Annotated in this window: 19 protein-coding genes; 3 read left to right on the top strand and 16 right to left on the bottom strand. The window is 30.5% G+C overall.

The window, feature by feature from the left end; all coding sequences use genetic code 11:
- Window positions 1–26: 26 nt before the first annotated feature.
- The 14 genes from EI71_RS02610 to EI71_RS02545 form a co-directional block, all read right to left on the bottom strand.
- On the bottom strand, window positions 27–236 hold the full coding sequence (locus EI71_RS02610; protein ID WP_119015696.1) for a cation transporter: 210 nt from the start codon (window positions 234–236) through the stop codon (window positions 27–29).
- Window positions 237–351: 115 nt separating this feature from the next.
- Window positions 352–906, bottom strand: coding sequence for a hypothetical protein (locus tag EI71_RS02605; RefSeq protein WP_119015695.1), 555 nt, complete (start codon window positions 904–906; stop codon window positions 352–354).
- A gap of 76 nt (window positions 907–982) precedes the next feature.
- Window positions 983–3,925, bottom strand: a complete 2,943-nt coding sequence (dnaE, locus tag EI71_RS02600) for a DNA polymerase III subunit alpha (protein ID WP_162849699.1) — start codon at window positions 3,923–3,925, stop codon at window positions 983–985.
- Window positions 3,926–4,013: 88 nt separating this feature from the next.
- Window positions 4,014–5,360 carry a hypothetical protein gene (locus EI71_RS02595; protein ID WP_119015693.1) on the bottom strand — a complete coding sequence of 449 codons (1,347 nt, stop codon included), beginning with the start codon at window positions 5,358–5,360 and terminating at the stop codon, window positions 4,014–4,016.
- Between the two features lie 76 nt (window positions 5,361–5,436).
- Window positions 5,437–6,624 carry a hypothetical protein gene (locus EI71_RS02590; protein ID WP_119015692.1) on the bottom strand — a complete coding sequence of 396 codons (1,188 nt, stop codon included), beginning with the start codon at window positions 6,622–6,624 and terminating at the stop codon, window positions 5,437–5,439.
- Between the two features lie 206 nt (window positions 6,625–6,830).
- The gene (locus EI71_RS02585) at window positions 6,831–7,343 is read right to left on the bottom strand and encodes a hypothetical protein (RefSeq protein WP_119015691.1); all 513 of its coding nucleotides are present in this window, start codon (window positions 7,341–7,343) and stop codon (window positions 6,831–6,833) included.
- A 29-nt stretch (window positions 7,344–7,372) separates the two neighbouring features.
- On the bottom strand, window positions 7,373–7,999 hold the full coding sequence (nth, locus tag EI71_RS02580) for an endonuclease III (protein WP_211321012.1): 627 nt from the start codon (window positions 7,997–7,999) through the stop codon (window positions 7,373–7,375).
- The gene (locus EI71_RS02575; protein ID WP_119015689.1) at window positions 7,999–8,604 is read right to left on the bottom strand and encodes a hypothetical protein; all 606 of its coding nucleotides are present in this window, start codon (window positions 8,602–8,604) and stop codon (window positions 7,999–8,001) included. The genes nth and EI71_RS02575 overlap by 1 nt, the downstream gene beginning before the upstream one ends.
- Window positions 8,601–9,278, bottom strand: coding sequence for a ribonuclease III (rnc, locus tag EI71_RS02570; RefSeq protein WP_342769477.1), 678 nt, complete (start codon window positions 9,276–9,278; stop codon window positions 8,601–8,603). The genes EI71_RS02575 and rnc overlap by 4 nt, the downstream gene beginning before the upstream one ends.
- Window positions 9,262–10,272: a phosphate acyltransferase PlsX gene (gene plsX, locus EI71_RS02565; protein ID WP_119015687.1), complete on the bottom strand. Its 1,011-nt coding sequence runs from the start codon at window positions 10,270–10,272 to the stop codon at window positions 9,262–9,264. The genes rnc and plsX overlap by 17 nt, the downstream gene beginning before the upstream one ends.
- 54 nt (window positions 10,273–10,326) lie before the next feature.
- Window positions 10,327–12,321: an ATP-dependent DNA helicase RecG gene (locus EI71_RS02560; RefSeq protein WP_119015686.1), complete on the bottom strand. Its 1,995-nt coding sequence runs from the start codon at window positions 12,319–12,321 to the stop codon at window positions 10,327–10,329.
- A 61-nt stretch (window positions 12,322–12,382) separates the two neighbouring features.
- Window positions 12,383–14,026: a hypothetical protein gene (locus tag EI71_RS02555; RefSeq protein ID WP_119015685.1), complete on the bottom strand. Its 1,644-nt coding sequence runs from the start codon at window positions 14,024–14,026 to the stop codon at window positions 12,383–12,385.
- Window positions 14,027–14,038: 12 nt separating this feature from the next.
- Window positions 14,039–14,821 carry an esterase/lipase family protein gene (locus EI71_RS02550; protein ID WP_119015684.1) on the bottom strand — a complete coding sequence of 261 codons (783 nt, stop codon included), beginning with the start codon at window positions 14,819–14,821 and terminating at the stop codon, window positions 14,039–14,041.
- A gap of 108 nt (window positions 14,822–14,929) precedes the next feature.
- Entirely contained in the window at window positions 14,930–16,582 is a 1,653-nt protein-coding gene (locus EI71_RS02545; protein WP_119015683.1) for a DAK2 domain-containing protein, read from the bottom strand.
- A 362-nt stretch (window positions 16,583–16,944) separates the two neighbouring features.
- Between EI71_RS02545 and rpmB the strand changes: the two genes are divergently transcribed.
- Window positions 16,945–17,133: a 50S ribosomal protein L28 gene (gene rpmB, locus EI71_RS02540; protein WP_119015682.1), complete on the top strand. Its 189-nt coding sequence runs from the start codon at window positions 16,945–16,947 to the stop codon at window positions 17,131–17,133.
- A gap of 64 nt (window positions 17,134–17,197) precedes the next feature.
- Here the strand turns inward: rpmB and EI71_RS02535 are convergent, their stop codons facing one another.
- Window positions 17,198–17,716, bottom strand: coding sequence for a sigma factor (locus tag EI71_RS02535; RefSeq protein WP_119015681.1), 519 nt, complete (start codon window positions 17,714–17,716; stop codon window positions 17,198–17,200).
- Complete coding sequence (gene rlmB, locus EI71_RS02530) at window positions 17,716–18,423, bottom strand: 23S rRNA (guanosine(2251)-2'-O)-methyltransferase RlmB (RefSeq protein WP_119015680.1); 708 nt, start codon at window positions 18,421–18,423, stop codon at window positions 17,716–17,718. The genes EI71_RS02535 and rlmB overlap by 1 nt, the downstream gene beginning before the upstream one ends.
- A 205-nt stretch (window positions 18,424–18,628) precedes the next feature.
- Between rlmB and lysS the strand changes: the two genes are divergently transcribed.
- Both lysS and EI71_RS02520 read left to right on the top strand, forming a co-directional pair.
- Window positions 18,629–20,128, top strand: a complete 1,500-nt coding sequence (gene lysS, locus EI71_RS02525) for a lysine--tRNA ligase (protein WP_119015679.1) — start codon at window positions 18,629–18,631, stop codon at window positions 20,126–20,128.
- Window positions 20,128–20,766: a hypothetical protein gene (locus EI71_RS02520; protein WP_119015678.1), complete on the top strand. Its 639-nt coding sequence runs from the start codon at window positions 20,128–20,130 to the stop codon at window positions 20,764–20,766. The genes lysS and EI71_RS02520 overlap by 1 nt, the downstream gene beginning before the upstream one ends.
- The last annotated feature ends 422 nt before the right edge of the window (window positions 20,767–21,188 follow it).

Below are 21,188 nucleotides of genomic sequence, written 5' to 3'. Positions count from 1 at the left end.
ATTAAATAGTGTCACCACTATCTAAATTACTCAACAATTTCAAAGTCTGGTTCAACCTTTCTTGCAGCCTTTAATGCTTTCTTTAATAATGCGTCTGGATCTTCTGCATCAATAGTCATCTTTAAAGTCATAAAATTGATATTGCAATCCTTAATTCCATCTACCTTCTTAATAGCCTCCTGGCACTTTAATGCACAAGCTGCACAATCTACTTCAATTTTATATGTTTTAGTCATAATAGACCCTCCTTTTATATAAACAGTTGATTAACTGTTCAACTATTATTATACCCAAATTAATATTTATGTCAATAAAAAACTCCTATTTTTTTCAAATAAGAGTTTTCATTCATTATTCTTCAACTAATTTAGTTAAAATTTCTTTTTTCTTTTCTTCAAATTCTTCTTCTGTAATGATGTTCTTTTCTTGTAATTGCTTCCACTTTAATAATTGGCCCATTACTGCATCTTCTTTATTTTCCTTAACTGGCTTATTTGCTATCTTTTCGATAACACCAGATAAAACAGCTACTGCAATTAAATTTAGTAATATAATTACTAGATTAGCTCCAATTAATACATTGGAGTCAAAAGGACCAAAGCTTCCATAAGATCCAGCATAATGTCCTATAGTATAAACTATCACGAATATTAAAAAACTAGCACCTAATAAAGATAAACCTAATACATTTGCAAGCTTTTTATTTAAAAAGCATAATCCAAAGCCAATGAATAATGCTAAGATTGCAAAGATATAAAGTCTCATTCTCCAATCAAAAATTAGGCTTGCATATTCTCTGCCTAATTCTTCATAAGCCCAACATACAATATGCAAGAATATAGAAAATGCTAGTAAAGAAAAAGATAGAATTAAAAGAATTTTATAAGTGATTTTTAAAGCTTTCATATTTAACCCTCCCGAAAGTATTATAATGAAATTCAAAAATAAAACAAGAAAAACTTTTTATAATTAGAAAGTCTTCTTACTCTATAGGGGCAAGCTTAGATATAGAAAATGAAGGTTCACCTTTATTATCAGTTTCTAATATGCCTCTCATTGCATATAATTTATTTTTAGTTATAGCACCATAAGGAATAGTCTCATATGCTTTAGGAAAAATAGTAAATCTTATAGTTGTAATATCATCTTCAATACTACCTAGTAGCATTAAATCTCCCTTTTTTGTTTTAATTTCTTTTAAATCACTAAAGGAAGCTATAGTATTTACATATATCTTTTGGCCTATTTTAGATAATGGAATACATTTATATTTTTGATAATATTCTGAAATATTAATAAATAAATTATATTCCAAATTCATTTCTAGGAATTGATATTCTTTTTCCTTTAATGTATCAAAATCATATTCTTCTTTAGTTTTAGCACCCTTAATATATTTTAAATATATTTGTTGCTGCTTATCCTGGCTTTCTATCATTTCCTTCTTTGTTTTACCAAAGATATCAAGGGCTCCTGAGAATACTAATCCCTCAAGTACATTCTTATCTGGATGACATCTATCTATAAAATCCTCAAAGCTTCTAAATAAACCATTTGCATCTCTTTCTTTTACAATATCATTAACAATATTATCTCCAATGCCTTTAATTGTTTTAAGTGGTAAATATAACCAATTGTCTAAGAATACAAACGTATCCTTAGATACATTAATATTTGGCTTTTGAGTTAACAAGCCATGAGATTTTGCATAGGATATATAGCTTACTAAAGTAGTTTTATTTGAAATTGCATGATTCATTATGTTCGACATAAACACATTAAAATAATGAGCTTTTATATATAACATCTTATATGCGAATAATGCATAAGCAACGGAATGAGATTTATTAAAGCCATAATCTGAAAATCTATAAATCAGTTCAAATATTTCTTCTGCAATATCTTTAGAATAGCCATTCTTCATAGCTCTTAAAATAAAATCTGAGCTCATTTGTTTTAATACATCTGCCTTTTTCTTAGCTACAGCTCTTCTTAAGATATCTGCCTCAGCCAAAGAATAGCTCGCAAATTTTTGACCAATTTTCATGATTTGCTCTTGGTATACAATAACACCATAGGTTTCTTTTAATATAGGTTCTAAATTCTTATGTAAATATTCAAATTTTTCGCCATGCTTTCTTTTGGCATATTCTGGAATAGATTGCATAGGTCCCGGTCTATATAATGCATTTAGGGCTACTATATCATTAAATGAGGTTGGTAATACCTCCTTTAATGCATTTCTGAATCCCTGTCTTTCCATTTGGAAAATACCTAAGGTATCTCCTGCTCTTAATAGCTTAAATACTTCTTTATCATCTAATGGAATCTTTCTAAATTGATCTATACTGTAATCTTTAATATCATGAATCATTTGATCAATTAAAGATAGATGGGATACAACTAGAAAATCCATTTTTAATAAGCCAATACTTTCCAAGTCCTCTGCTTCAAATTGAGATTGGTATAAATCTCCAGCTCCATAAGATAAAGGAACTATATCTTCTAGATTATCTTCTGAAAAAATAATTCCAGAAGCATGTGTTCCAATATGCTTTGGCAAATTCTCTAAGTTCTTTGCACAATATAAAAAGTCATATAATTCATCACCCTTATAAGCTTCAAGTAAACTATCATAGCCTCTTTCTTGAATCATATCTAAAATCTTTTTAATTCTTTCATTATCAATTCCAAAGATTTTAGCAAGCTCATTTACAGAAGATTTTACTTGGAATGTACCAAAGGTAGTGATACTACATACATGTTTTTCTCCATAGAATTCCTTAACATAATTTAATACCTTATCCCTATCCTTATCTGGGAAATCGGTATCGATATCTGGCATAGTAACTCTTTCTGGGTTTAAGAATCTTTCAAATAATAAATCATATTCTAATGGATTAATTTCAGTAATGCCCAAGGTATATGCAACTAAAGATCCAACGGCACTACCTCTTCCTGGGCCAACTAAAATATGATTCTTTTTTGAATAACAAATAAAATCCCAAACAATTAAAAAATAATCATCATATCCCATTTTATGAATGATGGATAATTCATATTTTAATCTAGAAAGATAAGGCTCAAAATAAAAACCTCTTTTTTCTAATCCCTTATGGCATAAAATGCCTAAGTATTCATAAGCACTCTTTCCCTTAGTATTTGGATAATGAGGTAATGCTATTTTGTTTTGAAATAGATTCAAATTTATGGAATTAATAAAATCATTTAAATTATTATCTTCCTTTGGATTTGTCAAAAAGGAATAATCATCAAATTCAGATATTTTCTCTGGCTTACCATCAATTTTAGTTAAGCATTCATAAACAATAGAATCCTCAGGCTTTATATATTTCATTTGATGAAGGGGAAGAGTCTTAACATTAAACTTACTTATATATTCACTAAATTCTCTTACAAGAGGAATGGATTCTAATTTATTTGTATAAGATAAACCAATATAACCACCAATTTTATTAATCTTATCTAGATATTCATTTAATATATTTAAAGCATTAGAATCATTGTTCTTTTGTTTAAATAATCTTTCTAAAATAGATTCAAAGAAAGGGAAAACAAAATAAATATTTTTATAATCTTTTATATCTAAAAAGGAATTAATATTCTTAAGCTTAACTAAAGAAGAAATCCTAGATAATTCCTTATATCCTTCATTATTCTTTGCATATAATAAGCATTTCGAATAGAAATTATCCTCATCTAGCATTTGGTATTCTAATCCTATAATGGGCTTTATACCCATCTCTTGACATCCCATATAGAACTTATAACAAGCATACATTGATGAATCTGTTAAAGAAAGGAAATCAAAGCCATTGGTTTTAGCCATAGATAAATAATCCTTAAGCCTTGCTGAATTCTTTAAGATATTATATTCAGTTTGTCCATATAAGAATCCTTTCATAGTACCACCTTCTTTCATTATATAGCAAAGTATTCATAAATTCACTCAAATATTGGAAAAAGATTCGACTCATGTGAGCCGAATCTAATTACATAGATTTCTTGAGTTTTCTTTTATTTAAAACGATATAAAGGACAATAAATATAAGAAGTCCAAAAATTAATACAAAAGCTAAAATTAACCCTAAAAAGTAATAATTAAAAGATTCACTTTCTACTGCCTCTTCTTTAACAATAACCTTAAATCTTTTGGTAGTAGATAATCCAGAAGAATTAATACAATAGACTTCAGCATAATAAGTACCAGCCTTTGTATAATCCACATTCTCATCATATATTTCTATAGTAGATGAAACATTCATATCTGATTTATCATATACTGAAACAAAATCATATAAATCAATTGGATTATCTACAGTTAATTCTATATCGTCCACATATACTTCTGGTTTATCATAAGAGACTAAAGATACCTCAATAGAATCTGAAACAGTAAATATTCCATCACTGTAGCTATACCATATGGTATAAGATCCTACTCTATTTTCTAAATCATGAGTAATAATTAAATTATCATAATTAATTGGTAGATTATCACTTATTCTTTTGATATATCTTCTATAATCAATCAAATAAAAATCTAAGCTATAATCTAATACCAAATTATGGCAAGATAATTCTAAGGTTGGCTCTACATCATCTATTACCTTAATAGTTACTTTATAAGTACTAGATAGATTGGCTTCATTTTTTACTGTCACTGTATAGGGGTATTCCGAAACAGTATCATTCTTTATTATTGGATATTCAATTCTATCTGAAATATCTCCTTCATAAGAATCTACTGCAGTAAAATGAGAGCTTATATCTACTTCCTTATTTAATGGAATTTGGATGATATCTCCAGGTGCATCACAAGATATTACTGGAGATTCATTTTCATATACAACCGCATTAAACTTAGATATTGCTTGATTACCACTGGAATCCTTCGCAATTACAGAAACTAAATAGGTTCCTGTTTTTTTATTATTGATTTCATGCAATACCTCTACAGGTTCCAGCTTATAATTATCCTTCACATTATAATTTTTAGATAAATCAAAATCATTACCTCTTTTGATATAAAAATAGTTTTGATTAATTTTAATCTCTGGAGGTTTTTTATCTACAACATTAAATGTGACTAATGCCTTATACCCAGTACATGTACCAGGAGAATATTTAGCATCATATGCCTTATACCAAACATGATATTGACCTACAGTATATGTATCAATATCCTTAAAATAATAAAGCCAATCTCCTTCTGTGTTATAGGTTATAGTAGAATCTGTTAAGCAAACATCATTCTTATATAAATATGCCTTAGGAATATTTTTATAATCCTCAATAGATGCCCCTACAGGAACATTTACTGTTGTGTTTACCCACATAAATTTCCAGCTTGCAGCGAATACCGTAAAAGGGAGAAAAAGGAATATAGCTAAAAGCTGAAAGAATAGTATTATTTTACTTATTTTCATTTTTTATAAAATAATCATATAAGGTGGCAACAGTTTCTTTATTTTTAGGCTTTTCTTGATTGATTCTTAATAATTCCATCATAAAATAATTAGCAACATACATATCCTTGGCTTTTTTATAATATTCACAAGAATTTAAAATAAACCTTCTTTTTTCTTCCGTATCTGATAATGCTAAATATTTTAATAAATTCGCACTAAAATCAAAATCATCACGACTAGAGGTTAAATGCATAATCATTTCAATTTTAGCTTCATTACCTTCTAATATTTCAAATAAAAGCTTACAAAAATCATTTAATGGTTTATCTTTATATGTATTTATTAAATCCATATCTTTATTTTGATAGCCTTGAATGAATTTTAAAGAATTTAAGTAAACCTCATTATGAATTAGCTTTGTGGAATAATCAAATAAATATGTAGATTTTACTTTAAGTGCATAAATAGCTAACGCATAATCCATTTCTTCTAAATTTAAATAATATCCAGCCTTCACAAGCTTTTCTTTGATGTCTGTGTAATAAATTAATGTATCTCCACGAAGTAAAATAGCTGAAGTTAAGAATAAATACTTAGAATATAAAATAGATAGAGATAAATCCATATTGATTCCATCTAGCTTATTTAAAATAGCTATAGCCTCTAAATAATTCTTTTCTTTATATTCTAAGATTGCAGTGAATATAGAAAAAACTACCATATCTAAATCCTGCATAGTAGATAATAATTTTAAAAGTTCATTGCATGTCTTTTTAGCTAAATATAGATCATCCTCTCTGATATACTTCATTAATTGGATAATTCTATATCTATAGTTTTCAAAGCCTTCTCCCTGCTTAACGATTTTTAATATGGTATCCATATCATCCTTTAAATAGGCTTCGATCGATTGTAATAATACTTCGTAGGAATGAAATAGAAGCTCCTGTTGTTCTACTGTAATTGCAACGCGAGTACAAATCTCTTGTAATATGTAATTATTGGCTTGTATTTGATTCCTCTCAATTTTACATAAATAAGATGGTGAGCATATGTCAAAGCATAGCCCGCTTAAGGTATAAGAAAGCTCAATACGCTTTCTTCTTATTTCAATACCAATGATTTCTTGATTTGATGCATGTATAGCTCCCTCAATTTTTCTTTGTGACAAAATGTCTAACATAACACTCATTTTCAATTATCCTTTCTAAAAAGGGCCCTACATTCATTATATGTTCTTTTTGAGCAAAATTGAAACTGAAAAGAAATGTTTCAAGAATGCTTTAAAACCTCCTTGTTTTTCCCTTTTTACTATGCAAACGAGGGTTCCTTTTCGAAAATATTATATGAAAATAACCTTTTTATGAAAATGATGAGTATGCTGATGAATTTATTTTCCTATTTTTCATAATAGATAAGATAAAAAAATACCTTTTTCTTTTCTTTTTTAGTACTTATCCATTCCTTATAGGAGTAATATTTATCCTTAGTTTTATAAAAAATAGCATTATCCTTTGAACCAATTTCTATTAATTTTGAAAAGATATCCTTATCTAAATCTTGTTCCATTAGCCATTTTTCAAAGCTAGAATTTCTCCTCTTTTTTTCTATGATATATTCTTCTTTTTCATATATTCCCATATCATAGGTAAGTAATGTTGAATTTGGAATTAAAAACGTTGGAAACAAATCGAAATAATTCCTATGGTTTAATACCATTCTTTGAATCCGAATATGCTTTTTACCACCCTTTCGTAAATAGGTTTTATTTCTTGTTCCATTTCTTGTTAAAATTGAGTTCTTATCAATTAATTGAAATAAGCTCCATGGAATCATACTATCTTTTAATTTTTCATAAAGTATTAAATTTTCATCAAGTGAATACAGTGGAGAAAAGCCAACGAATATCATCTAACCTCCGAAAATTAAAAAGTACAAAGTTACCCTTTGTACTTACAATAAATCTTAAGTTTACAATCTTTGCAAAGAGGATTCTTTGCTGTGCAGTGATATCTTCCAAAGAGTAAGAATAAGTGATGAGCATTGGCCCATTCATTTTTAGGGATATATTTTTTATAAACTTCTTCTGCTTTAAGAATATCCTCATCTTCTTTAATATACCCTAATCTTTTAGCCATACGATATAAGTGAGTATCTACAGGCATTGCAGGAATATTAAAGCCTACGGCTAATACAACGCTAGCTGTTTTTCTTCCTACTCCAGGTAATTCTACTAAGGATTCAAAATCATTAGGAACGATTCCTAAATATTTTTCATCTAAGGTCTTGGCTAAAGCAATAATATTTTTAGCCTTCGTTTTAGCTAAGCCAAGTGGCGTAATAATATTATAAATGGTATCATAATCTGCCATACTTAAGCTTTTCGCATCAGGATATTTTAAAAATAATTCTTTCGTAACTATATTTACTCTTTTATCTGTTGTTTGAGCACTTAATACAACAGCTATGATTAATTCAAAAGGATTTTTAAAATCAAGCTCAGGAGCTGGATTTGTAATAATCTCCTTTAAAATATCTACTATTTCTTTTGATTTTTCTTTATTCATTATTTGATATTATCCAAGAAATCCTTAACAAAGTCTGGTACAGCCTCTACCTCACGAGCTTCTCCTCTAAAACGATTTAAGCTAGTGACAAGGTTTTTAACATTTAAAACCTTGTAATGAGACTTCATATATTCTAATGCTTCTTCCATATCAGAAACGGTTACTCTATCTTCTGTAATTAAGCTAGATACAATTTCAAGCTCGTCTGCAGTTAATACTCTGCCAATTTCCTTTTGAATAAGCTGAGTAACATGGAAAAAATCATTTTCAAAATCCTTAGAATTAACTCCAGATAAAATATCCTTTACTCGATCAAAAAATCCATCAAGGGATACTGCTTCTCTACCTATACCATCCTCATATTGAATATAAATGGAATAGAATTCTCTTTCAAGTAGATTAGTTACTGCCTCATCAAAATCAGAATCAGTAATCATCATTCTTTCCTTTAGGGAAGCAACAGAAAAGAATTTATTTGTTTCATATTCCTTTAGCATTTGAATTAATACAACACATGCCACTGGAGATAATAATAATTCCTTTTGATGAACAAGAATGAATTTTTCATATTTGAAGCATCCAGATTCATATAATTTTTTTATCATATCTTAGCTTCCTTTTCTAATGCATTTTTCGCAGCATTTTGTTGTGCTTCCTTCTTTGTCTTACCAATTCCTCTTCCCATAAGGATCTCATCCATATAAACAACAGCTTCAAATTCCTTATCATTTGCAGGACCTTCATCCCTAACGATTTCATAACGAATCGTTCTTTTTTCACTTTGAAGCTTTTCTTGAAGCAAGGACTTATAATCCTTAAGCTTAGTTACCTCATCAATATATGGAATAAAGAATGTTTTAACAATCTTATATGCCTCATCAAACCCAGAATCTAAGAATACTGCACCTAGTACAGCCTCCATGGCATCTGCAATAATGGCAGGGCGGAATCTTCCTCCAGATATTTCTTCCCCCTTACCTAAGTATAAATACTTTGGTAAATTGATTTTTGCAGCATAATAATCAAGTGCACCCTCACATACTGCCTTAGCACGTGTTTTAGTTAATACACCCTCATCTAGGGAAATTACTGCATATAAATATTTTGACATTGCAAGCTCTAAAACAGCATCTCCTAAGAATTCCATTCTTTCATTACATTCCTTTCCATGCTCATTGGCATAAGAAGAATGTGTTAGTGCTGTTTCTAATAAGCTTTTATCTTTGAAGGTATAGCCAATAACGCCTTCAAATTCTTCAATATTATTCAACTTCCTCACCACTCTTTTTTGGTAGTGCTTCTACTACTTTATTTATTAAATCGGCCTTAACCATATTTCTTACTTGGCGAATTGCGCTTTTGAATGTTTTACTATCTGCATTACCATGAGCTTTAACTACAGGCTTACCAATACCTAAAATCATAGCTCCACCAACCTCAGAAGCATCCATTCTTCCGGCAAATCTTTTTAAATTCTTTCTCATGAATAAGTATCCAATCTTGCCACCTAAGGATGCTTTAATTTCCTGCTTTAGCATTCTACCCATACCCTTTGCAGTACCTTCAAAGCTCTTTAGGGCAATATTTCCACAATATCCATCAGAAACAACAATATCTGTAGGGCAATCAATTAATTTATCCGGTTCTACATTACCCTTAAAATTAATACCCTCTAAGGACTCTAATAATTCATATGCCTCTTTATCTATTTCTCTACCCTTACCTGGTTCTGAACCAATATTTAATAATCCTACTGTAGGATTTTTAATACCTAAAATTTCTTTTGCTGTAACGGTTGCGAAAATTGCGAATTCAGCATAATGATTTGCTTTTAATTCTACATTTGCGCCAACATCAAGTAATAATCTTGGATGACCATCAAAATTAGGAATAATAGGGCATAGGGCAACTCTTTCCATTTCCTTAATTCTTCTTATGATTAAATGAGCACCCATAACTACACACTGTGTAGGACCATTGGTTACAACTGCATCTACCTCTCCATTTTTCGCTGCATATAATGCCTTAACTAAGGAAGCCTCCTTTTGCTTTCTTACCGCACGAACAGGATCTTTTTCTCCCATAGATAAGGTTTCTTTTGTATGAACAATAGAAATTCTTTCACTATTTGTTAATAAAGGCTTAATCTTTTCCTCATCACCAAATAATACAATTTCAATATCATCAAATTCCTTAACAGCCATCATTGCTGCAGGAACTGTAGTATTTACTCCATTATCTCCGCCGTTTGCGTCTACTGCAATTCTAATCATAGCGACCTCCAAAATACACTTTTTCCATATTATACCATTTATGGTGCTAAAAGCCTAGTTACTTTTAAAGCCATTCTTGGCATTTTCAATTATCATATTTGTAAAACGAATTGAGGCTTCCTCTCCACTTAAATATTTTGGATAGTATTCCTCTGCATCCTTCTTTGCAGCCTCCCAAATCCTATAATCGGATTCAAAATCCGCATATTCTAGCTGCAAAAAGCCAGATTGCTCTTCCCCAAAATAATTACCAGGACCTCTTAATCTAAAATCCTCTTCTGCTATTCCAAAGCCATCCGTCGTACTTTCTAATATTCTTAACCTTTCGTTGTCTAGTTTTTTAGTAACTAGTGCACAGTAGGATTGCTTATTACCTCTTCCTACTCTACCTCTTAGCTGATGAATTTGAGCAAGACCAAATCTATCTGCGTCTAAGATTACCATCATAGTGGCGTTTGGTACATTTACTCCAACCTCAATTACGGTTGTAGATATTAATATCTTAGTTTCACCATTTCTAAAGGATTCCATAATCATATTCTTTTTATCTATAGCCATCTTTCCATGGATAGATTTAATTTCTATATTTGGTAATTCCTCTTTAAAAATGCGCTCTGCCTCATCAATTGGTATTGCATCATAGTCCTCATTTTCTATAACTAATGGTACAACAACATAAGCCTGCTCCCCAAGACTAATCTTTCCTTCAATAAAATGCATTAGGCTTTTTAATTTTGTATAAGAAATAATCTTAGTATCTACAGGCATTCTTCCCTTTGGCATATCCTTAATCGAGGATATATCTAAATCTCCAAAGAAGGTTAAGCCTAGGGTTCTTGGGATTGGTGTTGCAGTTAAATATAAGGCATCCGTATTTGGATATTTTTCAATCAATGCCTTTCTTTGATTTACACCAAATTTATGCTGCTCATCAATTACTGCAATACCAAGTCTTTTAAATTTAACATCAGCTTGAATTAAAGAATGTGTACCAACTAATACTTGGATAGACCCATCCTCTAAGCCCTCTAATATTTCAGTTCTTTCCTTTTTCTTGACAGATGAGGTTAATAAGCGAACCTTAATACCGAATTTATTAAAATGCTCTTTAATTAATTCATATTGCTGGTTAGCCAGTATTTCTGTTGGAAGCATTAATGCTGCCTGATAATTTGATGTAACTAGGGCAAGTATTGCAAATATAGATACAATGCTTTTTCCACAACCAACATCTCCTTGAACTAAACGGTTCATTGGATATTTTCCTAAGATATCTCTTGTGACATCCTTAATAGCACTCTTTTGTCCATCGGTAAGCTTAAATGATAATCCATTAATAAAGAATTTCATAAATTCTTCATCCATATGACGCATTGGCTTTTCACTTTTGCTTCTCATATTTCTTAAAATATTAAAAGACATTGCATACCAAAAGAATTCCTCATATTTTCTTCTTCTATTTATTTGAATAATATCCATTTTATCTATAGGTAAATGAGATTTATATACAAGCTCATTCATAGAATATAGCTTATATTTTGTCAGTAATTCCTTTGGAATAGTTTCTCCTACCCTATAGCCTAAATCATAGATATTCGATACAATTTTTTGAATTTGATATGCCTTTATATTTTTATATTTATAAGAAACATTAATTTTCTTTTCAAAATCATCAAAAAATACTCTTTTAATATAGAACTCCTTTTCTTCCTTTTTATATCTACCATATAAAATACAAGACACTCCCTTAAATAGCTTATATCTTAAATAATCTGAAGAAAAGAAAATACATTTTACTCTTATACCATCAACTAATACATAAAATATTACAGAATAAACATTAGATCTATATTTTATAAATGCAGGCTTTGTATCACATATAGCATTTATACATACATAATCTCCACTAAATATTTTCTCCTTATCAAATTCATAAATTTCATAGGAATTTGGATAAGTAAATAATAGCTCATCAATGGTAGTAATACCTTCATTATTCAATTGTTCTAAGGTAGCCTTACCTACACCCTTGATATCCTTAAGTTCCATAAATAGTCTCCATAATAATTTATAATTATTATACTTGAAAAGACTTAAGAAAAAAAGAGGATTACTCCTCTAATTTCTTAAGTCTATTTTGATATAATTCTATTCTTTTATCACAATACTTTATTATTACATCACGATATTGCTTATTAATCTTACCAACTAATAATCTACCATCGGCAACACTTTTTTCAGACATTACTGCAGTAATTAGATTTTCTAAGTCTTCTTTAGTATAGGTATCTACCTTTTGAATCTCTTCTTCATATCTTCTCTTATAGAATTGCTCAGAAACATTAATTAAGCCTTGATATTGAATTAATAGGTTCTGATATTTTTCCTGTTCCCTTCTAATATCTACACCCGTAGAGATATATTTCTTTTGTTCTCTAATTTTAGCACTAAGCTCTTCCATTTCATTTTCAAAGCTTCTAACCTTACTTTTTCTTTCATTAACTTCCTTTATATTACTTAAACTACAGCTATTTGGAACAATATAATCCTCAATACGCTTCTTATAGGAATAATTGGATTTATATAAGGATACCATTACTATAGTAGTTAATAAAGCACTTATGCATAGAGAAATAATTAAAGAAGGCAACCAGCTTTTATTCATTAAAAATACTAGCCAATAGGATATTTGTTCAAATAAAGCTAAGAAGAATACAGTAAAGCCAAATACCTTTAATTTAGATAATGGAATATTACCATAAATAGCACCATTTTGATCATTTATGATAATCGTATACTTCTTATCCTTAAATGTAGGCTCTATAAACCACATAGGATAGAATGTATAGGAGGATTCCATTTTAATCACATTAAAATTAGTAGCATGTAAGGCTTCACCCTCTGTAGAATCCCTCTTTAATTTTCCACTTTCAATATATAAATTTCTTAGAGTTTCAGGGTTTTGGAAATATTCTCTAATATCGGATTCAATTTGGAGGGTTGCATGGTTCTTTAAATCTCTAAATGGAATCTCTAATCTTTTTGCCATGTGACCTGCCAAATATGGTGTATCAAATTGCTTGATTCCCTTTAAATCAAATGGTCCAATCGCTTTAATAATATCATCATAGTCATGCTTTAGGGCATGCATAGGAAAATGATTAAAGGAAACTTTACCAAATAGAGTTATCATAATCGTTCTATCGGTTTCCTCTTTATCTGCAGCAACTATGCTAACAAAAGCATTTTGTGATTGGATTACAGAAAAATCAAAGCTAACCTTTCCTCTTAAAGAATATAAAGGAATATAAATATCATTTGGTCTTTTTTCTTTAACTACATTTTTAAATCCAAATGGTAAAAAAGGATTCTTATTTAAATAATGCCTTTTAATAGCCTCTGCATCCTCTTTTTTCTTTGAAAAAGGAACGATGTATTTTGGTCTAAAAGCTCCTACTAAGGAATTCTTTAATAGGACATTGTTTCCACAAAATGGGCAAGCTGAGGATGCGATAGAATCCTCAACAATAATACTTCCACCACAGCTAGAGCATGTGTATTCTATAGTATTATCCTCCTTGTTGAAGTAATCAGCCTCTAATTCATCATCAATATCATCAATACTTCTATCAATTTTCATTAAATCTACTGTAGTGTATGTATTATTACAATTTATACATAAAAGCTTCTTTTCTTTAGCATCATAGCTAAGCTTTCCACCACAGGATGGACATATAAAAGTAGTTCCTTCCATAATAGCCTCCCCTTAAAATCCTCTTTTGGATAAATCAGCACAGACTGAACTATAGAATTTATAAATTCTTTCTCTTTTCTTTTTAGTTACAAAAAAATCAATAATCTCAGAATGAGATATAGATTCTTCAAATGCACATCCCTTGTATTCCCCAAATTTAGTGGAATCAATTCCAACTAAGCCATCCGTTTCTGTGTCCTTAGAAAAATGGTGGAAGAATACAAGTGGTATTCCCATAATAAAATCATCCTTGGCCTTATCCATTTTAGTAGAATAGCTTTGGCAATAAATTCTTTTGGATATCTTGAAGGTTTCCTTTTCAATATCATCGACTAAAGCAAGCTCCTTGCAAACCGTTAAGGAATCTGGCTTTTTATCCCCAAAAATTCTATACCAAAAATTAATCCAAAATGCGATTATTTTTAACATCCATTTTGGTAATTTTAAGATACTTGAGGCAATAGGGCTTCCCTTATGAGGAGTACATAATGTAGTTAAGCTTTGTACATAATCCTCCATACCGAGCTTCTCAATCATATATTTCGCATCTAATCCTCCCTTAGAGTGTGCGATAATATTGACCTTAGTCGTTTTTTCATCTTCTAATATTTTTAATATTTCCTCTTTTAAGATAGCGGCATTATTTTCAATAGTCCCAAATCCATCGATATTACTCTTATATACCTTATAGCCTTCATCTTTTAGATGCCTATCTATCTTACCAAAGGATTTTATAAAAAATAAATCTTTAATCGCTATACCATGAACCAATATAATTGGATATTTCGTTTTCATAATACTCTCTCCCTAAACATTAAAGATTTTATAAAATTCATTAGAAATTGTCAAATTTCTATCCAAAGCATAATAAAAGGGGCATTTAAAATGCCCCATTCATTCGTCTTATTCAACTGCAATAATGTAAGAATAAATATCTTGATTACCATCGATGATTTCAACATCAAGGTTTTTGTTAATAGCAAGACACATTTCTTCTACTAGTGCCTTTTCTTCTTCAGTTACATCCTTACCACAGAAGAAAGTAGCAATTTCAGATTCATCATCAATCATCTTTTCAAGTAAGCCCTTAACAGCATCCTTTTCTTCCTTAACAGATACGATGATTTCACCATCGGCAATACCCATATAATCGCCAGCAACAATCTTTACACCATTGATTTCAGTATCACGTACAGAGTATGTAACCTCACCAGACTTAACATGAGCGATAGATTCACCCATTGCTGCAAGGTTTTCTTCCATGGAAGCCTCTGGGTTATAGTTGATTAAAGAAGCGTAGCCCTGTGCAATAGTTTTTGCAAGGATTACTTCTACTTTAGATCCTCTAACCATGGATGCAGCCTGCTTAGCAGCCATAACTACATTACCATTATTAGGAATAATGATAACATTCTTTGCGTTTACAGCCTTAATTGCAGAAACGAATGCCTCTGTAGATGGGTTCATTGTCTGACCACCTTCGATAACATAATCTACACCTAATTCCTTAAATGTATTTACGATACCTTCACCGAAGCATACAGCAATTAATGCAAATTCCTTCTTTGGCTCATTTGCCTTTGGAGCATCATTATTCTTTGGCTGGTTGCCATTCTTAGCACCATCCTCTAAATGAGAATGCTGTAAATGCATGTTTTCAATTTTTAATGTCTGGAACTCACCAGACTTCTGAGCGATTTCAAGTACACGGCCAGGACGGTTTGTATGGATATGAACCTTAATTTCCTTGCCATCTCTAACTACAACTAAAGAATCACCAAGTAAGGATAATGTAGCTGTAAGCTCTCTTTCTTCAAATGTTTCAGGCTTTCTTAATTCTAAAATGAATTCAGTGCAGTATGCAAACTTAATTTCTTGAGATGCATCCTGGCTATCCTCATCCTGTGGCTTTGCTTCATGAGCTTCAAGGATTTCACCCTTTAATGCCATTAGCATACCTTCAATAATTTTACAGAAGCCAGCTCCACCAGAGTCTACTACTCCAGCTTCCTTTAATACTGGTAATAGCTCAGGTGTATTAGCTAAAGTCTTTTCAGCCTCATTATAATAGAACTCTAATAATGCATCAATTGTATCAAACTCTTGTAGATGAGATTCTGTATTTTCAGCTGCCTCTCTTACTACAGTAAGAATTGTACCTTCAACTGGAGCCATAACTGCCTTATAGGCAATCTTTCTACCAGAAAGTAAACAATTCATAAAATCTTCGATTGTTAAATAGTTATGCTGAATTTCCTTAAGTCCAACATAAATACCTCTAAAGAACTGGGATAAAATAACTCCTGAATTACCTCTAGCTCCCATTAATGCACCACGAGATAATACCTTTGCGTTTTCAATGATTGAGCTTGACTCACAGTTTTCTAATTCTCTAACACCAGAAGTGATTGTCATAGACATATTTGTTCCTGTATCTCCATCTGGTACTGGGAATACGTTTAATGCGTCAACCTCAGCATGATTGTTTTTAAGATTAATTGCTCCGTTAATCACCATTTTCTTAAACAGATCAACATCTATTTCTTTAACACTCATGTTTTTCCTCCTATATTATAACTATATATTCTAGCAGAAAATTTCTGCGTTTCCTTCTTATTTAATATTTGTGATTTTTACTAAAATCACGAAAAATATTCAGTAGTCTTTATCATCCTTTCAATTTTTATTCTGATATTTACAATCCCAAAACTACCAAAGAATGTACATACTATCAGTACTAACATTTATAGCACTTTTTGTCGTTATTGTCAATGAAATGAGAAAATGGGCAAACATTTTCAATTTGTCCATATATTTTAAAAATAAGTTTTAAATAATTTCAAAAAAAACTTGAATTCATATAATATATATGGTAAATTATTAAGGCTGATTAAATTAAGTCTAAGGAGGGAAAGACTATGGCAAGATGTTATGTTACAGGCAAGACAACTGTTACAGGTAACAAAAGATCTCACGCTTTAAACGCTACTCGCCGTACTTGGAAGGCTAACCTTCAGACAGTACATATTAAAGACGAGAACGGAAATGTTAAGAAGGTTAAGATTTCTGCTAGAGCTTTAAAGAAGGGAAACATTGAAAGAGCATAAGCTCAAAAATTATTGCGCATTTAACAGGCCAAGCCTGTTTTTTTGCTTTTTATAGGGCAAAAAATTATAATAATTTCTTTAATTTTTTAATTAACATTCCATATTTGTAATACACCTTAGGATAGTCTAGGTGTTTTTTTTCTGCATAAAGACGTAAGCTCATACCGTCTAATATAACAAACTGATACATTTCCTTTTCTTCTAAATCCTCAAGTAAGGCTTCTGATGTATAGACGATATTTTTAGAATAATCCATGGTCCCAATAATATCCTCTTTTAAATAAATATTTATTTTATAATAATCATTAGAAACTCTTTTTAAAAAATCTCTTTTAATACATAAAGTAAAAAATGAAAAAAAGGAAATGCCTAAATCCTCATTAAAAGCTTTAATACAATTGAAAAGAATAATTCTTCCTTCTTGTACTAAATCCTCTCTTTTATCATTGTATCTATGATAAGCAGATGCAATCTTCCATATATATGGCTCATACTTCTTAAAGATAAAAGATAGGGCAACCTCATTTCCTTCTTTGATTAAATATAAAATTTCATAATCATTATATAATTTTAAATCCATCATTACTTTGTTAAACAAAGATCATGTAATACTATACCTGCACTTACACTTGCGTTTAATGAATTCACGTGACCAACCATTGGAATGGTAATTAAATAATCGGATTGCTTAACTAATGTCTTTGACATTCCAAATCCTTCAGAACCAATAATTACTGCTAAGGATAGACTAGGATCAATATCTTGGCTTCTTACAGTACCTTTAGCATCTGTTCCACAAATCCAAAAACCATTTTCTTTTAGCTTGGAAACTGCATTATTTAAAGAATTTACATATACAATCTTTGTATATTCAATAGCTCCTGTAGATACATGGGCTACAACCTCAGTTACCATAACACTTCTGTTTTTAGGTAATATTACTAAATCAAAGCCAAAGGCATCTACACTTCTTAATATAGCACCTAAATTATGTGGGTCCTGTATACCATCTAAAATTAAAACTCTACCTTGTTCCTTTTTAAATGTATTTAAAAATTCCTCATCATAGATTTCATAATCTTCTCTTAATGCTCCATATCCTTGATGAGACATTCCAAATTTCTTATCCATATCACGTTTTGTTAATACTTCATATTTATAACCCTTATCGTTTAATAAAGAGAGGATATTCTTATCCTTCTTTACTTGGTTATCTTCTATAAATACTTCCATTCTTGCTTTTTTACGAATGGCTTCATAAACACAATTTTTGCCGTATATTTTAATCATTTTATCACCAACTTATATGATGTCAAAGGGATAACATCATCCTTATTTCTTAGGTTTAATTCCTTGAACAAGACCATTATATCATTTTTTTAAAGAAAATGATAATAAATCTCCTTTTGCAAGTGCTTACCATAGGTGAACTCTACTTGTTTTTTACCACCGCCTTTGATATAATTTAAAAGTATTTAAATTAATGGAGGTTTATATGGCAGATTTAAATTTATCCGAACAGGAAATTGTTAGAAGAAACAAATTAGAAAAATATAGAGAGCTAGGTCTTGATCCATTTGGACAGGCTTATAACCAGAAAGATAAAAGTAGCGATATAAAAACAAAATATCAGGAGTATACACATGAGCAGTTAGAGGAAATGAATGTTTCTGTTCAAATTGCAGGACGTATTATGTTTATCCGTAAGATGGGTAAGGCATCCTTCTTCGCTATTCAGGATAAGGAAGGAAAAATCCAAGTATATATCCGTAAGGATGTTGTTGGAGAGGAACAATATGACTTATTCAAGATGGCAGATATCGGAGATATCGTTGGTGTTAAGGGTACTGTAATGAAGACTCAGACTGGTGAGGTTACAGTTAAGTGTGAAGAATATACTCACCTTGTTAAGGCTTTAAGACCTCTTCCTGAAAAGTTCCATGGCTTAACAGATGTTGAGGAAAGATATAGACGTAGATATGTTGATTTAATCATGAATGAGGATGCAAAAAGAGTTGCAATTCTAAGACCTAGAATTATTCGTGCTATGCAGGAATATTTCGATAATGCAGGATTCATCGAGGTTGAAACTCCAGTATTACAAAACATCCAGGGTGGCGCTTCTGCAAGACCGTTCATTACTCATCATAATGCACTTGATTCTGATTTCTATTTAAGAATCGCAACAGAATTACACCTAAAAAGATTACTTGTTGGTGGTCTTGAAAGAGTTTATGAAATTGGTCGTATCTTCCGTAATGAGGGTATGGATAAGACTCATAACCCAGAATTCACTACTGTTGAATTATATGAAGCATATGGTGATTTATCTAGCATGATGAATTTAAACGAAGGTGTAATTCGTTTTGCTGCAAATAAGGTTATTGGAAAAGAGCAGTTTAAGAATCCTTTCAATCCAGAAGGAGATTTAATTGATATTTCTAAACCATTTAGAAGAGTTACAATGTGCGAATTAATCAAGGAAAAGACTGGTGTAGATTTCAAGGCAAATAATTATACCTTAGAAGAAGCTAAGGCTTTAGCTAAGGAGCATAATGTACCTGTTGAGCCACACTTCACAGTTGGCCATATCATTAATGCCTTCTTTGAGGAATTCTGTGAAGAAACATTAATCCAGCCTACATTCTTAATGGGTCACCCAATTGAAATTTCTCCATTAACAAAGAAGGATCCAGAGGACCCAAGATTTGTTCAAAGATTTGAGCTATTCATTGGTGGACATGAATTCTCTAATGCATATACAGAATTAAATGACCCAATTGATCAAAGAGAAAGATTTGAAGAACAAATGAAGGAAAAGGAATTAGGTAACGACGAAGCTAATGGTATGGATGTTGACTTCTTAGAGTCTCTAGAATATGGTATGCCTCCTGCAGGTGGTATTGGTATTGGTGTAGACCGTTTAGTTATTTTCTTAACTGAATCTACTACTATTCGTGATGTTATCCTATTCCCTCAGATGAAGACAAGATAATGGAAGACGTTATGACAATTTATGAGGACTATGCTTCTTGGAAAAAAGAAAATAGCACTCTTATTCAAACATTAGTAAAAAATAAAAGTAAATCCATCCAAAGATTCGCATGTGTCCTTGCGGTAGTAGATTATTTATATTTACAACATGAAAAGGGCAAAAAGCTATCTGAGGATGAGGAGGTTATCTTTTCTACAGGCTTTGATTATGTTTATGATTCATTTATGATGATTGATAACATATTACAAAGTGATTTCAAGGGAGATATTAATGAAATGGAAAAATGTTCCCAAACGATTAATCTTCTTCTTTACATCAATGACTTTGAAAGTGAAATCACTTCTTCTTCTGATGATAATGTTAAAAAAGAATTAAAAAAGCTTACTGATTTAGATGAAAAGGTGAATCAATATCTAGAAAGAAAAGAAAATGCTCCAGATGAATATTTCGCTTTATTAAACGATATTACAGATGACATCTTTATTTCAAATAATATGGAGGTTCATACTGTTGAAGAAATCTTCTATGAAATTGCGTTAGAATACAATATTTATCAAGAAGATGACTTTGATATGTTTAATGAAGTAATCAATCGTCAGATTGAAAAAGATAGAAAAATAGAAAAATTTATAGCGTAAAAAAGAATCCAGCTGCTTGCTGGATTTCTTTTTTAACTATTTATGCGATTAACTTATTTTTATACATTTTTTTGCCGGTTCCCAATCACTTATACATTAATCTTATTTATTTCTTTCCTTGGCTTTACCTATAAAGATTCCCTCTTTCTTTTTATATATACCCCTTAACGATATGGATATAAGCACCTAATTATCGCTTAATACAAAAGCGTAAGTCCTAAGACTTTCTTACCCATATCTATTGAACCATTTTTATTTCCTATGATTTATTCCTTTTCTTATCCTTCATATTTCACCCTCTTTATAATACCCATCCTTAGAAACAGTAAGGTGGTATTTATTTTATTATTCCTTAATAAGACTCTCGTATTCGACTAGATCCACTATATAGGCTCTTACGATAGCCTTCTCTATTATTCCTT

The sequence above is a fragment of the Anaeroplasma bactoclasticum genome (genome assembly GCF_003550015.1).
Classification (GTDB): domain Bacteria; phylum Bacillota_I; class Bacilli_A; order Acholeplasmatales; family Anaeroplasmataceae; genus Anaeroplasma; species Anaeroplasma bactoclasticum.
The sequence above is the reverse complement of the archived record's forward strand: the minus strand, read 5'-3'. Positions and strand labels throughout refer to the sequence as shown.

Bases quoted from the DNA above. Each gene is read 5' to 3' on its own strand.
- EI71_RS02605 (WP_119015695.1), bottom strand. From the start codon at position 906: ATGAAAGCTTTAAAAATCACTTATAAAATTCTTTTAATTCTATCTTTT.
- EI71_RS02590 (WP_119015692.1), bottom strand. From the start codon at position 6,624: ATGAGTGTTATGTTAGACATTTTGTCACAAAGAAAAATTGAGGGAGCT.
- EI71_RS02595 (WP_119015693.1), bottom strand. From the start codon at position 5,360: ATGTGGGTAAACACAACAGTAAATGTTCCTGTAGGGGCATCTATTGAG.
- EI71_RS02560 (WP_119015686.1), bottom strand. From the start codon at position 12,321: ATGGAACTTAAGGATATCAAGGGTGTAGGTAAGGCTACCTTAGAACAA.
- rpmB (WP_119015682.1), top strand. From the start codon at position 16,945: ATGGCAAGATGTTATGTTACAGGCAAGACAACTGTTACAGGTAACAAA.
- EI71_RS02550 (WP_119015684.1), bottom strand. From the start codon at position 14,821: ATGAAAACGAAATATCCAATTATATTGGTTCATGGTATAGCGATTAAA.
- rlmB (WP_119015680.1), bottom strand. From the start codon at position 18,423: ATGATTAAAATATACGGCAAAAATTGTGTTTATGAAGCCATTCGTAAA.
- EI71_RS02545 (WP_119015683.1), bottom strand. From the start codon at position 16,582: ATGAGTGTTAAAGAAATAGATGTTGATCTGTTTAAGAAAATGGTGATT.
- lysS (WP_119015679.1), top strand. From the start codon at position 18,629: ATGGCAGATTTAAATTTATCCGAACAGGAAATTGTTAGAAGAAACAAA.
- plsX (WP_119015687.1), bottom strand. From the start codon at position 10,272: ATGATTAGAATTGCAGTAGACGCAAACGGCGGAGATAATGGAGTAAAT.
- EI71_RS02575 (WP_119015689.1), bottom strand. From the start codon at position 8,604: ATGATAAAAAAATTATATGAATCTGGATGCTTCAAATATGAAAAATTC.
- EI71_RS02585 (WP_119015691.1), bottom strand. From the start codon at position 7,343: ATGATATTCGTTGGCTTTTCTCCACTGTATTCACTTGATGAAAATTTA.
- nth (WP_211321012.1), bottom strand. From the start codon at position 7,999: ATGAATAAAGAAAAATCAAAAGAAATAGTAGATATTTTAAAGGAGATT.
- EI71_RS02520 (WP_119015678.1), top strand. From the start codon at position 20,128: ATGGAAGACGTTATGACAATTTATGAGGACTATGCTTCTTGGAAAAAA.
- dnaE (WP_162849699.1), bottom strand. From the start codon at position 3,925: ATGAAAGGATTCTTATATGGACAAACTGAATATAATATCTTAAAGAAT.
- EI71_RS02535 (WP_119015681.1), bottom strand. From the start codon at position 17,716: ATGATGGATTTAAAATTATATAATGATTATGAAATTTTATATTTAATC.
- EI71_RS02555 (WP_119015685.1), bottom strand. From the start codon at position 14,026: ATGGAAGGAACTACTTTTATATGTCCATCCTGTGGTGGAAAGCTTAGC.
- EI71_RS02610 (WP_119015696.1), bottom strand. From the start codon at position 236: ATGACTAAAACATATAAAATTGAAGTAGATTGTGCAGCTTGTGCATTA.